Genomic DNA, 14931 nt, shown 5'->3' on the forward strand with positions numbered 1-14931 from the left:
TCAGGTTTCCTTTTCGAGGATGGCGGTGAGCGAATGCCGGACGGCCTGGAACTCCTGTTCCATGTCGGTCAGGATCGCGTCCGCGCCTTCGGTGGTGTCGGCGCGGCCCAGGTGCTCCAGTTCCTTGCACAGGGCGGCGAGGGCTTCGGCGCCGACGTTGGCGCTGGCCGATTTCAGCGTGTGCGCGATGCGGCGCACGTTGCCCGTGTCGAGGCCGTCGATGGCGGAGCGCAGCGTGCGCAGCTGCTGCGGCGTGTCGTCGACGTAGGCGGCGATCACCTTCTGCACGAGCGCGTCGCCGCGGTCGCGCGACAGGGCGCGGATCTTGTCCAGCGCCACGCGGTTGATGACGTCGCGCTGGATCACTTCGACGGAGGCGGGCGGCAGCCGCGGCGGTTCGTCGTCGTGGTGCACGGTGGCCGCGAGCGGCAGCGCCATCCAGCGCCCGATCACGGCCGCGATTTCCTGCTGGCTGAACGGCTTCGACAGGTAATCGTCCATGCCGGCGGCGAGGCAGGCTTCGCGGTCGCCCTGCAGCGCATTCGCCGTGATCGCGATGATCGGCAGCACGCGCCCGCGGCCCGCTTCGCGTTCCTCGCGCCGGATCGCGGCCGTCGCGGCGAAGCCGTCCATTACGGGCATCTGGCAATCCATCAGCACGGCGTCGTAGGAATTCGTGCGTACGGCCTGCAATGCATCCTCGCCGTTGCGCGCGCAATCCACTTGCAGGTCGAGGCTTTCCAGCATCGCCCGGGCCACCTCGATGTTGACGGGATTGTCCTCGGCCAGCAGCACGCGCCGCGTGCGCGGGCGGTTGGCGTCCAGCTGCAGCGGGCGCGGCGGCATGAATCGCGGCGCCGGCGCCACCTGGCCGCGCGGCGGCGTTGCCAGGCACGCGAACAGATCGGCTGCGCGCGCGGGTTTGATGAGCTGGTAGGCGACGCCGGCCTCGCGCCGCTGCACCGGATCGGCGGCCAGCCGTTCGGGGCTGAGCAGCACGAGCCGCGTGGCGCGCGTTGCCGCATCAAGCTTGATCTGCGCGGCCAGCAGCAGGCCGCTCGTGTGCGAGAGCTCCATGTCGAGGATCGCGGCGTCGTACGGCCGGCCCGCGCGCGCCGCCTCGTCCAGCCGCTCCAGCGCTTCGTCCGCGCTCTCCGCCGCGTCGCATTCGACCCGCCACGTGGCCAGGTGGCGTTCGAGGCCGATGCGGCTCGTCTCGCTCTCGTCGACGAGAAGCACGCGCAGGCCGTCGATCGTGTGCTGGTGGTCGCCCGGCGCATCCGGATCGACGCGGCGCTTGTCGAAGGCGACCGTGAACCAGAACACGGAACCCTGCGTCAATGCGTTCTCGACGCCGATCGAACCGCCCATCAATTCGACGAGCTGCTTGGAGATCGCCAGACCCAGGCCCGTGCCGCCGTACTTGCGCGTGGTGGAATCGTCGGCCTGCGAGAACGCCTCGAAGATGCGGCTGCGGGCGTCCCGCGAGATGCCGATGCCCGTGTCGTGCACTTCGAAGCGCAGCATCACGGCCTGGTTGTCCTCGCTCGCGATGCGCACCTTGGCGAGGATGCGGCCCTGGTCCGTGAACTTGACCGCGTTGCCGAGCAGGTTGGCCATGATCTGGCGCAGCCGGTTCGGGTCGCCGCAGATGGCGACGGGGATGTCGTTGGCGATGTCGAAATGGAGCGGGATGTTCTTCGCCTCGGCCTGCGGCGTGTAGACGGTATGGATGTCGTCCAGCAGGTCCCACAGGTTGAAATTGATGTACTCGACGGTGAGCTTGCCCGCCTCGATCTTGGAAAAATCGAGGATGTCGTTGATGATCACCAGCAGGTGCTCGCCCGACTGCTTCACCAGCCGCGTGTAGTTGCGTTGCGTTTCGGTGAGCTCCGTCCCCAGCAGCATTTCCGTCATCCCCAGCACGCCGTTCATCGGGGTGCGGATCTCGTGGCTCATCGTGGCGAGGAAGGCGCTTTTCGCGCGGCTCGCCGCCTCGGCCGCGTTCTTCGCCTTTTCCAGCTGCTCGGTGCGCACGCCGACCTGGCGTTCCAGTTCGTCGCGGTGGTGCGTGAGCGCGGCGCCGCGGCCTTCGATCTGCGCGAGCATGTTGTTGAAGCTGTCGATCAGCACGCCCAGCTCGTCGTTGCGGTTGTGGGCGATGCGCAGCGTGTAGTTCTGGCTGGCGGAGACTTTTTGCGCCGCGTTGATCAACTTGCCGATCGGGTCGCTGATGCTGCGCCGCAGCCGCCGTACGAGCACGAACGCCGTCAGCAGCGCGGCGGCGAGCGCGACGGCCATCACGCCCAGTGCACGCGCGATGTCCAGCCACAGGGGCACGAGGTCGCTTTCGATCATGACGGCACCCACGGGCGGCAGCGCGCGGCCGTCGGCGTCAAGCGGCGCGCCGAGCACGCGGTAGACGCGCAGCACGGGCAGCCAGGGGCGGCTGCCGGCATCGGCGGCCGCGGCGACGGTGTCGGGATCGAGCCCGCCGAGCGCCTCGACTTTGTCCGCGGCATCCTGGCCGGTTGCATGCCAGGCGGCGAACGGTTGCCCCTTGCGGTCGTACAGGACGGCCGAGGCGAGACCGCGGCGCGCTTCCAGCGCGGCCAGCAGCTGCGTGGCGAGGCGGCGGTCGTTGAACTGCACGGCATCGAGACCGCCCTGCGCGAGCACGGCGGCCAGCGCCTCCAGTTCCTGCCGTTCCTCGCGGCGCTCGCCGGTCACCGTCGCCAGGGCAAAGGCGACGTACACGACCAGCAGCGCGCTGGCGGCGGCCTGCAGGCACATCGACGTCAGTTTTCGGTTGAGGCTTGAGCGCTCGAGAGTCTGCATGGGTTGGGCGGATCCGGCGGTCGGCGCTGCGAACGAACCTGTCGCACAGGTTCACCATGCAAGAAAGCAAATTCTTGCAGGAACTGACTATAGGTGAGGGATATGGGGCGCCGTTTGTGCTGGCGCAAAGCGGGGGGGCGGATGCGGCGCAGTCGGTCGTCTATTGTCTTGCCATTGGATTTTTGCACCGCCGCAGAGCTGCCGCAGAAAGGACACGCGCCTTGGTCAAGAAAGCAATCATCAGGATAGGCGACAACACGTCGCATGGCGGAACCGTGCTGGAGGGGCTCCAGTTTTTCGTCATTTGCGGGAAACCGGTCGCAGGTGTCGGGCATCGCGTTCACTGTCCGACGTGTTCCGGACCGCAGGTCATCATCGAAGGCGCGGTGAACGCGACGATGATGGGAATCCAGATTGCCGTCGATGGCATGAAGACCTCCTGCGGTGCGACCTTGATCGCCTCGCAAACCACGGACACGATCGACGTCGGCGCAAGCGGCGGGACCGCACCCTTGCCTGCGAACACCGGTGTGGCGGCAGCAGTTGACGCACCTTGCGCCGTTGCCGCCAGAAAAGCCGGCTTCGATGATCATTACGTTCTTGTCGACGCCGACAGCGGCGCGATCCTCGGACCTCATCGTCGTCGACATGCTGCGCACGATCGGCGTAATCGATAAGATCAAGTCCGGCGATATAGCAAGTGCGATGCCCAAGGCCGCACTCAAGTGGGCTGCGTTGCCTGAAGGGCCGGGTCTGGCCAATCACTATCCGCCGCAACCGTATGTCGAATATTCGGAATTTTTGGCCACGTACAAGGCCGCAGGGGGAACGGGACAATGAAACGGCTCATCGCGAACGCTGCCATGATCGGGGTCGCGCTTGTCACGGGTGTCGCGCTCGCGGCCGGCGTACCGCAAGATGCCCGGCGAGGACCCGCCGGGATCGCCGCTGGCCAGCCGTTGCCAAACGCGCGGACCGCACTCATCAAACAAGGCTGGCAGCCGGTCCGCCGGCATGCCACCGATGGTTACGAATACAGCGGCGCGGAACTCGAGCTGACGAAACGTCGGATATTCGAGGTCGATTCGTGCTCGTCGGACAGTTCGAGGTGCATTCTCTACTATCAAAGGAAAGGTGAGTGCCTGCGCATGGATACGATTGGCGAGACACTGGACGTCATGACCGTCACCAGATGGACCCATGAATGCCCGGACGCTCCGCCGCAACGAAGCACGGCCGAAAAATAAAAAGGGACGCACACGTGCGTCCCTTCCGTTACCGGCCACTACGCCTTTAGCAACAACCCCCGCGCTTGCCGTTACCGTACCGTGCCTGCTGGCGCTCGCGGAAAAACTCCTCGTAGCTCATGACCGGCTGATCCGGATGGGTCTTCTCCATGTGCGCCACATAGGTGTCGTATTCCGGCAGGCCGACCATCAGGCGCATGCTTTGCCCGAGGTAGCGGCCTGCCTGTGCCAGCGCGCCGAGCATCACTGCACCTCGGCCATCGAGGCGGCCGGCGCCGCGACGTACGGCGTCTCCTTGGCGCTCGGTTTGGCGTTCTTGCGCGCCGCCAGCGCCGTGCGGATGCCGTACAGCAGCACCGCGATCACGACGACCATGAAGAAGCCGCACAGCGTGGCATCGACGTAGTCGTTGAAGATGATGCGGCTCATCTGGTCGAGCGACTTGGCCGGCGCCAGCACCTGGCCCTGGTCGAGCGCGGCCTGGAACTTGTGGGCGTGGGCCATGAAGCCGACCTTGACGTTCGGGTCGAAGATCTTCAGCCAGCCGGCCGACAGCGTGCAGATCAGCAGCCAGATGGTCGGCACGATCGAGACCCACGCGTACTGGCCGCGCTTCATCTTGAACAGCACGACGGTGCCCAAGGTGAGGGCGATACCGGCCAGCATCTGGTTGGCGATGCCGAACAGCGGCCACAGCGTGTTGATGCCGCCCAGCGGATCGACGACGCCCTGGTACAGGAAGTAGCCCCAGGCGGCAACGCACAGGCCGGTGGCGATCAGGTTCGCCGGCAGCGACTCGGTGCGCTTGAACGACGGGACGAAGGCGCCCAGCAGGTCCTGCAGCATGAAGCGGCCGGCGCGCGTGCCCGCGTCGACGGCGGTCAGGATGAACAGCGCTTCGAACAGGATCGCGAAGTGGTACCAGAACGCCATCATGACCTTGCCGCCGATGACGTTCGACAGGATGTGGGCCATGCCGACGGCCAGCGTCGGGGCGCCGCCGGCGCGCGAGATGATGGTGTGCTCGCCGACGTCCTTCGCGATCTGCGTCAGCTGGTCGGGCGTGATCACGAAGCCCCAGTTCGAGACCGCGGCGGCGGCCGTCTGGGCGGTGGTGCCGATCACGGCGGCCGGGCTGTTCATCGCGAAGTAGACGCCCGGGTCGATGGTCGACGCGGCGACGAGGGCCATGATGGCGACGAACGATTCCATCAGCATGCCGCCGTAGCCGATGAAGCGGGCGTGCTGCTCGTTCTCGATCATCTTCGGCGTGGTGCCCGACGAGATCAGCGCGTGGAAGCCGGACACGGCGCCGCACGCGATGGTGATGAACAGGAACGGGAACAGCGAGCCGGACCAGGCCGGACCGGTGCCGTCGATGAAGCGGGTGATCGATGGCATCTGCATCATCGGGGCGACGAACACGATGCCCAGCGCGAGGCCGACGATGGTGCCGATCTTGAGGAAGGTCGACAGGTAGTCGCGCGGCGCCAGCAGCAGCCACACGGGGATCACGGAGGCGACGAAACCGTAGCCGATCAGCATCCAGGTCAGCTGGGTGCCGTTGAACGTGAACATCGGACCCCAGGTGGCGGAATCGTGCACGTACTGGCCGCCGACGATGGCGCCGATCAGCAGCACGAAGCCGATCAGCGACACCTCGCCGATGCGGCCCACGCGGATGTAGCGCGAATAGATGCCCATGAACAGCGCGATCGGGATCGTCGCCATCACGGTGAACGAACCCCAGGGTGAACCGGCCAGGGCCTTCACGACGATCAGCGCCAGCACGGCCAGGATGATCACCATGATCATGAAGGTGCCGAACAGGGCGATCACGCCGGGGATCTCGCCCATTTCCGACTTGATCAGGTCGCCGAGCGAGCGGCCGTCGCGGCGCATCGAGATGAACAGCACCATGAAGTCCTGCACGGCGCCCGCGAACACGACGCCGGCCAGGATCCACAGCATGCCGGGCAAATAGCCCATCTGCGCGGCGAGCACGGGGCCGACGAGCGGACCGGCGCCGGCGATCGCGGCGAAGTGGTGGCCGAACAGCACGTAGCGGTTCGTCGGCACGAAGTCGAGACCGTCGTTGTACTTGTACGCCGGGGTTTGCCGGCGCGGGTCGAGGCCCATCACCTTGTCGGCGATGAACCGGCTGTAGAAGCGGTACGCGATCAGGTAGACGCAGACGGCGGCCATGACGACCCAGACCGCGTTGATGGATTCGCCGCGCTTGAGGGCGACGTAGGCGAGCGAGACAGCGCCCACGAGCGAAAGCGCAGCCCATCCGAGCTGGCTTGTTAGACGTTTCATTATTGACTCCTCCGATTTTGGATGCGCTGCCCGACCGGTCGATGCCGGCTTACACGAACAGCAGCGTGCCTGTCAGTATCTTGCACGGGTCGGCTCGGTACAAGCGCATGATTACGCAGCGCTCTACGTAGTCCTACGTAGGCAAGCTTTGCATGCAGCAACAGCTGATCGGTCGTACAATTTCATGTTACGACTATTTCGACGCGCACGGCATGCAATTACGGCAGAAGGTCATCTTTCTCGCGATCGCCCCGCTGATCGTGGCGCTGTGCGCGATCGCCCTGTTCGTCCGCCAGCAGGCGATCGCGCTCGCGCACGAGCAGCACGCCACCATCCAGCAGGCCTACCTGGCCAGCAAGCAGGCGGAACTGCGGCACTACGTGGATCTCGCGTCCCATTCGATCGCCCACCTGACCGCATCCGGCCGCAACGATCCGGCCACGCTGGCCGAAGCCAAGCGCATCCTGCAATCCCTGAGCTTCGGCGACGACGGCTATTTCTTCGTCTACGACATGGACGGCCGCAACCTGATGCATCCGCGCCAGCCGGAGCTGGTCGGACGCGACCTGTGGAACCTGCATGACCGGTTCGGCGCGCCGACCATCCAGAACATCGTCGCCGTCGCGAAGCAGGGCGGGGGACTCGTGCGCTACAACTGGGTCAAGCCGTCCACGAACAAGTCCGCGCCCAAGCTCGGCTACGTCGTGCCGGTGCCGCAATGGGGCTGGATCATGGGCAGCGGCCTGTATCTCGACGACGTGCAGGCCGCGCTCGACCAGGTCGACGCCCAGCAGTCGCGCAACATCGAGACGACGATGTGGTGGATCGCCGGCCTCGCCATCCTCGCCACGCTCGTCATCGGCGGCGCCGGTCTCGCGCTGAACATCAGCGAATCGCGCGTGGCCGACATGAAGCTGAAGGCCCTGGCGCAGCGCGTCGTCGATTCGCAGGAGCAGGAGCGGGCGCGTTTGTCGCGCGACCTGCACGACGGCATCAGCCAATGGCTCGTGTCGATCAAGCTGCAGATCGAGGCCGGCATCATTCGCATGAAAGGCACGCCGGACCAGCAGCGCCAGGCGCACGCCAGCTTCGAGCGCACGGCGGAAGAACTGAACAAGGTGCTGGGCGAGGTGCGGCGCATCTCGCACGACCTGCGCCCGACCCTGCTGGACGACCTCGGACTCGCGGCCGCGCTCGACCACCTCGCCGAGGAATTCTCGCAGCACAGCGGCATGCCCGTGACGTTCGACGTGACGGGTGACGCCGAGCACCTGCCGCAGACCGTCGGCACGGTGCTGTTCCGCATCGCCCAGGAAGCGCTGACGAACATCGAGCGGCACGCGGGCGCGCATCACATCGACCTGGCCCTGCACGCCGGCGACGGGCGCGTGCTGCTCACCATCGCGGACGACGGCGCCGGCTTCGACGCCGAGGGCGTGGCCACGCACCCGCAGCGCGGCATCGGCCTGCGCAACATGATGGAGCGGCTGGACGCGATCGGCGGCCACCTCGACATCGCATCGTCCGCCGCCGGCACCACCGTGTGTGCGAGCGTCGAACTGGAGACCTGAATGACCGAGAAGACCGTCCACATCATGCTGGTCGACGACCACCCCCTCGTGCGCGACGGCCTGCGCGCGCGGCTGGAAGCGGTATCCCACTTCCGCGTCGTGGCGGAAGCGGATTCCGGCTTTGATGCGCTGGCGCTCGCGGGCAGTACGCGCATCGACCTCGTGCTGATGGACATCACCATGCGCGACGGCAGCGGCATCGAAGCCACCGCGCGCCTGTACGCGAACTATCCCGACATCGCCGTGCTGATCCTGTCCATGCACGACAAGCTGGAATACGTCACGCAGGCGATGCAGGCGGGCGCGCGCGGCTACGTGCTGAAGGATGCACCGGGCAAGGACATCGTCCTCGCCATCGACACCGTCGTGGCCGGCGGCATCTACTACAGCGCCGCCGTCGCGCGCCAGCTCGCGCGCCCCGCCGCGCAGGACAACCAGCTGACGTCGCGCGAGCAGGAAGTGCTGCGCCACATCGCCAACGGCGAGTCGAACAAGCAGATCGCGAAGGCGCTCGACCTGTCCGTGCGCACGGTCGAGACGCACCGCCTGAACATCAAGCGCAAGCTTGGCATCGAAGGGCAGGCGGAGCTGATCAAGTTCGCCGTCCAGCACGGCAGGGTGGGCGGCTCGGGATCGTAAATATATCTGTAAAACCGTGTCCTATAGGAAACAGAAACAGTTGCTTTCCAATAAGCCGTGCTCTACTATTAGCTGGTTACTATCAATGCATATTCGCTAATGTCCAGCGCCCCGTTCCCGGTGGTTGAAGTACGCTCCGTCGCCAACGCGCAGAACGAGTGGGTCGCTCTGTTGCTTGGTACGCCGGGGACCGGACTCGACGATCCTGCATTGCAGGGCCTGTTCGGCACGCCGGACCTGCTGGCCGCCATTGCGCCCCTCGACTGCATCGTGCTGCTGGACGATGCGGCTGTCCTGACGCCTCCCGTCCTGAACGTGCTGCCGGCCAACCGCGTGCTGCTGGCCGTGCGCGCGGACGCGCTGGCGACGGACGGCACGGCGCGCCGCCTGGCGGAACTGCAGATGGCCGGCTACCGCGTGCTGATCGACGGCGCGCTGCCGGAAGGCGTCGCCGCACCGATCGCGCTGCGCACCGTGGCGCGCGATGGCCGCACGGCGCTGCCGCGCGCCGGCGCGCTGCCGACGTTGTTCGGACCGCACCTCGCCTACAACGTCGGCGACATGGACGCGTATCGCGCCTGCGAGAACGCGGGCTTTTCCTGGTTCAGCGGCGACTACGCGCTGGAAGGCAGCGTGGCCGAAGGCGACGACGGCACGTCGCGCCGGCGCATGCTGACGATGCTCGCGCTGCTGGCGCGCGACGCCGACTCGCGCGAGCTGGAAGCGCAGCTGAAAGCGGATCCGGCGCTGTCTTATCACCTTTTGAAACTGGTGAACTCCGCCGCGTTCTCGGTCGGTACCCAGATCACGAGCTTCGGCCAGGCGATCAGCCGCCTGGGCCGGCGCCAGCTGCAGCGCTGGCTGCAACTGCTGCTGTACGCGCGCCAGCACCCGGACAGCCCGCCGAACCTGATGCTGCCGGTGGCCGCATTGCGTGGCGCCGCGCTGGAAGCGCTGTGCAAGCGCGACGGCGGCGACCGCGACGAGCAGGACCTCGCTTTCATGGCCGGCGTCTTCTCGCTGCTCGATCGCCTGTTCCAGATGCCGATGGCGGAGATCGTGCAGGACCTGAACCTGCCCGAACACGTCGAAGCCGCCCTGCTGCGGCGTGAAGGGCAACTGGGCCAACGGTTGCGGCTCGCCGAAGCGGGGCGGCCGGATCCGGAGACGCTGGAGGCAGCGGGCGTCGACGGGCCGGACTGGTGGCAGAGCCAGTTGCACGCCTATCACTGGGCCATCCAGGTAGCCCGCAATGTCTAGGATGCCAGCCGCTGCGCCGATCGATTTCGCGGGCGGCAGCGCTGCCGTCTGCGACGCCGTGTTGAAACTCCGTGGGGACGACCTGTGGGCCGAGCTGGGACGTATCGCGGGCGCGCTGCTCGCGAGCCCGCACTGCGCCTACATCCCGGAAGGCGTCCTGCATCCGCACATGGTGGAGGGGGCGCTGCTGCAGGAAGTGCGCGCCGACGGCGTGTGCTTCGGCCGCTACGAAGTCGCCGGCCGCGCCTACAGCGTGGACGACCTGCGCCAGCTGGAAGCGCTGGCCGGCCTCACCGGCACGCTGATGCAGGTGCATTCGCTGGCCCAGCGCACGACGCACGCCTATGCCCAGGTCGAAGCGCAGCTGGCGCACCAGTCGCAGATCCTCGACCAGATTCACGAATCCGTGCTGACGCTGGACCGCATGGGCTACATCACCAGCTGGAACAAGGGCGCCGAGCGCCTGTTCGGCTACACGGCGCTGGAAGCCGTCGGCCGCAACATTCTGTTCCTGTACGCGGACGAAGACCAGGACGCCCAGGACGCCTTCGCGGAGCAGGGCGGCCGCATGATGGAAGTGCGGCGCCGGAAGAAATCGGGCGAGATCTTCTGGGCCAGCCTGTCGCTGTCGCCGCTGTGCGACCTGGAAGACCGCCCGACCGGCCTGATCGCGTATCTCACCGACATCACGGAACGCAAGCTGGCCGAGGAGCGCCTGCACCACCTGGCCTACTACCACGAGCTGACCGGCCTGCCGAACCGCACGCTGTTCGGCCGCCTCGTCGACCAGGCCCTGATGGTCGCCCAGCGCAATGAATCGACGGCCTGCGTGCTGTACCTGGACCTGAACCGTTTCAAACTGATCAACGGCACGCTGGGCCGCCGGGTCGGCGACGACCTGCTGCGCCTGGTCGCCGAACGCCTGCGCAACGCGCTGCGTGACGAGGATGTCGTGGCGCACCTGTCCGGCGACGAGTTTGCCGTCGGGCTGTTCGACATCCGCCAGCACTTCGAGGCCACGACGGTCGCGCAGAAGCTGCAGTCCGCGCTGGAAGCGCCGTTCCTCGTGCAGGGCCACGACCTGCGCGTGGGCGCGAGCATCGGCATTTCCGTCTACCCGCAGGACGGCCAGGATGCCGAGACGCTGCTGCGCATGGCCGACATCGCGATGGAACGCGCCAAGGAACACGCGGAAAACCCGGACCGCAGCGTCGCCTTCTACCGCCTCGACATGAACGAGGGCATGCAGCAGCGCATGCTGATCGAATCCGGCCTGCGTCACGCCCTCGGTAACGGCGAACTGATCCTGCACTACCAGCCGAAATTCGAAATCGGCTCGAGCCGCCTGGTGGGCGCCGAAGCCCTCGTGCGCTGGAGGCATCCGGTGCGGGGCATGGTCCCGCCGATCGAATTCATCCCCCTGGCCGAAAGCACGGGCCTGATCGTGCAGGTGGGCGAGTGGGTGCTGGAACAGGCCTGCGCCCAGGCCGCGATCTGGCAACGCGCCGGCCTGCCGCCGTTCCGCCTGGCGGTGAACGTGTCCGCACGCGAATTCACGCCGTCGCTGCCGGGCCGCGTCGCGGAAACCCTGCGCCGCTACCGCCTGGACCCGCACTGGCTGGAACTGGAGATCACGGAAAGCACGCTGATGCACGACATCGAGCACGTGATCGCCATCATGGACCGCATCAGCGCGCTGGGCGTGGCGCTGTCGCTGGACGATTTCGGCACGGGTTATTCGAGCCTGTCGTACCTGAAGCGCTTTCCGATCGACACCTTGAAGATCGACCGCTCGTTCACGACCGGCATCCCGCTGGACCCGAGCGATTGCGCGATCGCGAGCACCATCATCGGCATGGGACGCAAGCTGGGACACCGTGTCATCGCGGAAGGTGTGGAGACCGTGGAGCAGCTGGAATTCCTGCGCCAGGCGGGGTGCGACGAGGTGCAGGGCTATCTGTATGGGAAGCCGTTGCCGGCGTATGAGTTCGAGAAAAGCTTGCGGGAGAACTGGCTGCTGATGGGCATGGGGGAGGCGGCATCGTCGGCCGTCCGTTTGCTGCCCGTGGGGCAATGATTTATGTATAATGCCGGTTCCTCAGGAAGCGTGGCCGAGTGGTTGAAGGCAGCAGTCTTGAAAACTGCCGACGGGGGAACCCGTTCGTGAGTTCGAATCTCACCGCTTCCGCCAGGAAACAAAAGAAACCGCCCGAAGGCGGTTTTTTTTGTTTCCTGGCGGAAGCGAGCGAGGCGCCTGCGCGCCTCGCGTGTGAGATTCGAAGGGCTGCGCTTGCAAGCGCAGCCCTCTCCGAATCGCCCATTTGCTGTCCGCGCAGCGGACAGCGCGCCGCAGGCGCATACATATAAGCTGATCAGCAGACAACAGCTGCCCCAGCCGTATCCTCCACGCGGGGTTCGCAATGAGGCATCGGGCGCCGGTCCCACGGTCGGGTCAGCACGCGCAATGCGACTTCAAGTGGAATAAGGTTTTCAGCGAACGTCCGGGCAACTGCTTGGGTGCTATGGAAAGGGCGGTTTGTTTGAATCGCATCGATGAGGATGGCCGTAAGTCGGTCCGTTCTTCTTTTCATAATCGGTCCTTTGAATTTTGTCTGGCCATTCTGGGACCGCTAACGCTAATCACCTACGGTTCAAATGTAACGCCCGCCACAAGTGCACAGGCCCCCTGACAACATGTCAGCCGCGTGCCATCCCCGGCATCCGATCGAACCACGGCTGCACCTCTTCCAACTGCCGCGCCACCTGCAACAACCTATCCTCGCTCCCGAACGGCCCCATGAACTGCACCCCGAGCGGCAATCCATCCGCCGTCCAGTGCAACGGCACGCTCATCGCCGGCGTCCCGGTTAGGTTCGACAATTGGGTAAAAGGCACATAACGCAGGTTGTCGGTGGCAATCTTGTCGACCGTCTTGTCAAGCAACCCAAGCCGCGCCAGCACACCGAGGATGCCCGTTCCGTGCAGGAACCCCAGCACGCGCTGCTCCGCCGCCGACGGATCCCCGGTCCCATGCTTGATCGGCGGATGCGCCAGCGTCGGCGTCAAAAACAGATCGTAGCGTCCAAAGTAATCCCCCACCGCACGCGAAAACTCGTTCCAGCGATTCAGTTCGGTGGTCAGCCGCGTCGCCGACACGCTGTCCCCCAGCGTCACGAGAATCCGGTTCATCAGTTCCACCTCATCGCGCCGCGCCCCCAACGCCTGCGCGCGTCGTACGGCCGCCGGGATCTGTCCGAAGTACACGTGCAAATAACTTTTCGCGAGCGCTGCGCCATCGATAGCAGGCGCCGCTTCCTCGACCTCATGGCCCAGGCGCGCCAACAACTCGGCCGTCCGCGCGACAGCCCGCACCGCCTCCGGATGCACCGCCGTGCCTATCGGCGACACCGTCGCATACCCGATGCGCAGCCGGCCCGGATCGCGCCGCATCAGCTCGACGTAGGGCGCGGCCGGTGGCGCAATGACGAACGGATCGCCCGGCTCCGCACCCTGCAGCACGTCCAGCGCGAGCGCGGCATCGCGCACGCTGCGCGAAATCACGCTTTCGCTGGACGCGCCGAACCAGACTTCGCCAATGCCCGGCCCGGACGACACCCGCCCGCGCGACGGCCGCAGCGTGAACAGCCCGCAGCACGCGGCCGGGATGCGCAGCGACCCGCCGCCATCGTTGCCGGCCGCCATCGGCACGATGCCGGCCGCGACCGCCGCCGCCGCGCCGCCGCTCGATCCGCCCGGCGTGCGCGACAAATCCCACGGGTTGTTCGTGCGGCCGTACAGCACCGGATCGGTGACGCCGCGTGTCGCGAACTCGGGCAAATTCGTCTTGCCGAAGATGACGAGGCCCGCGTCGAGGTAGCGCTGCACGACGTGGGCGTGGCGCGCCGGCACATTGTTGGTCATGCTGCGGCTGCCGTAGGTCGTCGGGATGCCCGCGTAGTCCTGCACGCCGTCCTTGATGAGGAAGGGGACGCCGGCCAGCGGACCGGTCAATGGTCCCGCGACCCGGGCCCGCGCCTCGCGCTCCATCAGCCGCACGACGGCGTTCACGCGGCCATGCACGCGCGCGTGTTGCGCGAGGGCGAGTTCGAGCAGTGCTCCGGGGCTGACGTCGCCGGCGGCCACGCGGGCGGCGAGAGCGGTGGCGTCGTGGACCAGGTAGTCGGCGTGGTTCATCGTGTCTCTTTCATGTTGTGCTGGCCAGCCGGCCATCTTGTCATGAAGGAATTGTTGCCGCAAGGTCGGACATGCTACGATTACAGGAATCCGAGGCCATCCTCTAGACCTTCGTATCGGAATCCGCGACCATGTCCGAAGTCACGCAAATCATCAGCACGATCAAGCGCCAACTGAAGCTGCAAGGTAAAACGTATCGCGACGTGGCCGGTGCGCTGGGCCTGTCGGAGGCGAGCGTCAAGCGACTGCTCACGTCGGACACGCTCGGTGTCGACCGCCTCGTCGAGATCAGCAACCTGCTGGGCTTTACGCTGGCCGAGCTCGCGCAGGAGGCCGCGCTCTCCGGTACCCGCCTGCACACCTTGAGCGCGGAACAGGAAAAGGAACTCGTGTCGGACACGAAGTTGCTGCTCGTGGCCGCGTGCGCGCTGAATCACTGGACGCTGGCGGACATCCTCGCGGTGTATCGCCTGACGGAAGCCGAGTGCCTGCAAAAGCTGCTGCATCTCGACCGCCTGCACCTGATCGCGCTGATGCCCGGCAACCGCATCCGCCTGAACGTCGCGCGCGATTTCGACTGGCTGCCCGACGGTCCCATCCGCCAGTACTTCCGCACGCAGGGACTGGCCGATTTCCTCGACGGCCGCTTCGACCGCTCCGACGAGACGCTCGCCTTCACGCACGGGATGCTGACGGAAAGCGCGCTCGCGTCCATGCAGGTGGAACTGCGCCGGCTGCGTGCGCGCTTTGCCGAGCTGCACGAGGAAAGCCTCGCGTCGCCGCTGCCCAAGCGGCGGGGCAGCGGGCTGTTGCTGGCGCTGCGCGAGTGGGAGCCGGCCGGCTTCACCGCGCTGCGCCGATGA

The 14931-nt window shown here is 66.4% G+C and carries 12 protein-coding genes and 1 tRNA gene; 9 read left to right on the top strand and 4 right to left on the bottom strand.

The window, feature by feature from the left end; all coding sequences use genetic code 11:
* Positions 1–2838 (bottom strand): hybrid sensor histidine kinase/response regulator, encoded by a 2838-nt coding sequence (locus tag ASD28_RS11720; protein WP_056127373.1) that lies wholly within the window; start codon positions 2836–2838, stop codon positions 1–3.
* Between the two features lie 56 nt (positions 2839–2894).
* Between ASD28_RS11720 and ASD28_RS31010 the strand changes: the two genes are divergently transcribed.
* The 3 genes from ASD28_RS31010 to ASD28_RS11735 are packed head-to-tail and all read left to right on the top strand — an operon-like array spanning position 2895 to position 4085.
* Positions 2895–3515, top strand: a complete 621-nt coding sequence (locus ASD28_RS31010; RefSeq protein WP_082577436.1) for a PAAR domain-containing protein — start codon at positions 2895–2897, stop codon at positions 3513–3515.
* A complete protein-coding gene (locus ASD28_RS31775; protein WP_156403880.1) occupies positions 3487–3678 on the top strand; it encodes a hypothetical protein in 192 nt (63 codons plus the stop codon). The genes ASD28_RS31010 and ASD28_RS31775 overlap by 29 nt, the downstream gene beginning before the upstream one ends.
* Positions 3675–4085, top strand: a complete 411-nt coding sequence (locus ASD28_RS11735) for a hypothetical protein (RefSeq protein WP_156403879.1) — start codon at positions 3675–3677, stop codon at positions 4083–4085. The genes ASD28_RS31775 and ASD28_RS11735 overlap by 4 nt, the downstream gene beginning before the upstream one ends.
* A 46-nt stretch (positions 4086–4131) precedes the next feature.
* Here the strand turns inward: ASD28_RS11735 and ASD28_RS11740 are convergent, their stop codons facing one another.
* Positions 4132–4329: a YbdD/YjiX family protein gene (locus ASD28_RS11740; protein ID WP_056127383.1), complete on the bottom strand. Its 198-nt coding sequence runs from the start codon at positions 4327–4329 to the stop codon at positions 4132–4134.
* A complete protein-coding gene (locus ASD28_RS11745; protein ID WP_056127385.1) occupies positions 4329–6404 on the bottom strand; it encodes a carbon starvation CstA family protein in 2076 nt (691 codons plus the stop codon). The genes ASD28_RS11740 and ASD28_RS11745 overlap by 1 nt, the downstream gene beginning before the upstream one ends.
* 212 nt (positions 6405–6616) lie before the next feature.
* Here ASD28_RS11745 and ASD28_RS11750 point away from each other — a divergent pair, with 212 nt between their 5' ends.
* From ASD28_RS11750 to ASD28_RS11770, 5 genes are all read left to right on the top strand, one after another.
* Positions 6617–7975 carry a cache domain-containing protein gene (locus ASD28_RS11750; RefSeq protein ID WP_056128379.1) on the top strand — a complete coding sequence of 453 codons (1359 nt, stop codon included), beginning with the start codon at positions 6617–6619 and terminating at the stop codon, positions 7973–7975.
* Complete coding sequence (locus tag ASD28_RS11755) at positions 7976–8614, top strand: response regulator transcription factor (protein ID WP_056127388.1); 639 nt, start codon at positions 7976–7978, stop codon at positions 8612–8614.
* A gap of 99 nt (positions 8615–8713) precedes the next feature.
* Entirely contained in the window at positions 8714–9874 is a 1161-nt protein-coding gene (locus ASD28_RS11760; RefSeq protein WP_056127389.1) for an EAL and HDOD domain-containing protein, read from the top strand.
* On the top strand, positions 9867–11951 hold the full coding sequence (locus ASD28_RS11765) for an EAL domain-containing protein (RefSeq protein WP_156403878.1): 2085 nt from the start codon (positions 9867–9869) through the stop codon (positions 11949–11951). Before ASD28_RS11760 ends, ASD28_RS11765 begins: the two co-directional genes overlap by 8 nt.
* A 24-nt stretch (positions 11952–11975) precedes the next feature.
* Positions 11976–12065: transfer RNA gene (locus tag ASD28_RS11770), tRNA-Ser, on the top strand.
* Positions 12066–12571: 506 nt separating this feature from the next.
* On the opposite strand, the gene ASD28_RS11775 is transcribed toward ASD28_RS11770, so the two are convergent.
* Positions 12572–14068 carry an amidase gene (locus ASD28_RS11775; protein ID WP_056127393.1) on the bottom strand — a complete coding sequence of 499 codons (1497 nt, stop codon included), beginning with the start codon at positions 14066–14068 and terminating at the stop codon, positions 12572–12574.
* 131 nt (positions 14069–14199) lie between these two features.
* Here ASD28_RS11775 and ASD28_RS11780 point away from each other — a divergent pair, with 131 nt between their 5' ends.
* Complete coding sequence (locus tag ASD28_RS11780) at positions 14200–14931, top strand: helix-turn-helix transcriptional regulator (RefSeq protein ID WP_056127396.1); 732 nt, start codon at positions 14200–14202, stop codon at positions 14929–14931.

The sequence above is a fragment of the Massilia sp. Root133 genome (assembly GCF_001426525.1).
Classification (GTDB): Bacteria; Pseudomonadota; Gammaproteobacteria; order Burkholderiales; family Burkholderiaceae_D; genus Telluria; species Telluria orientalis.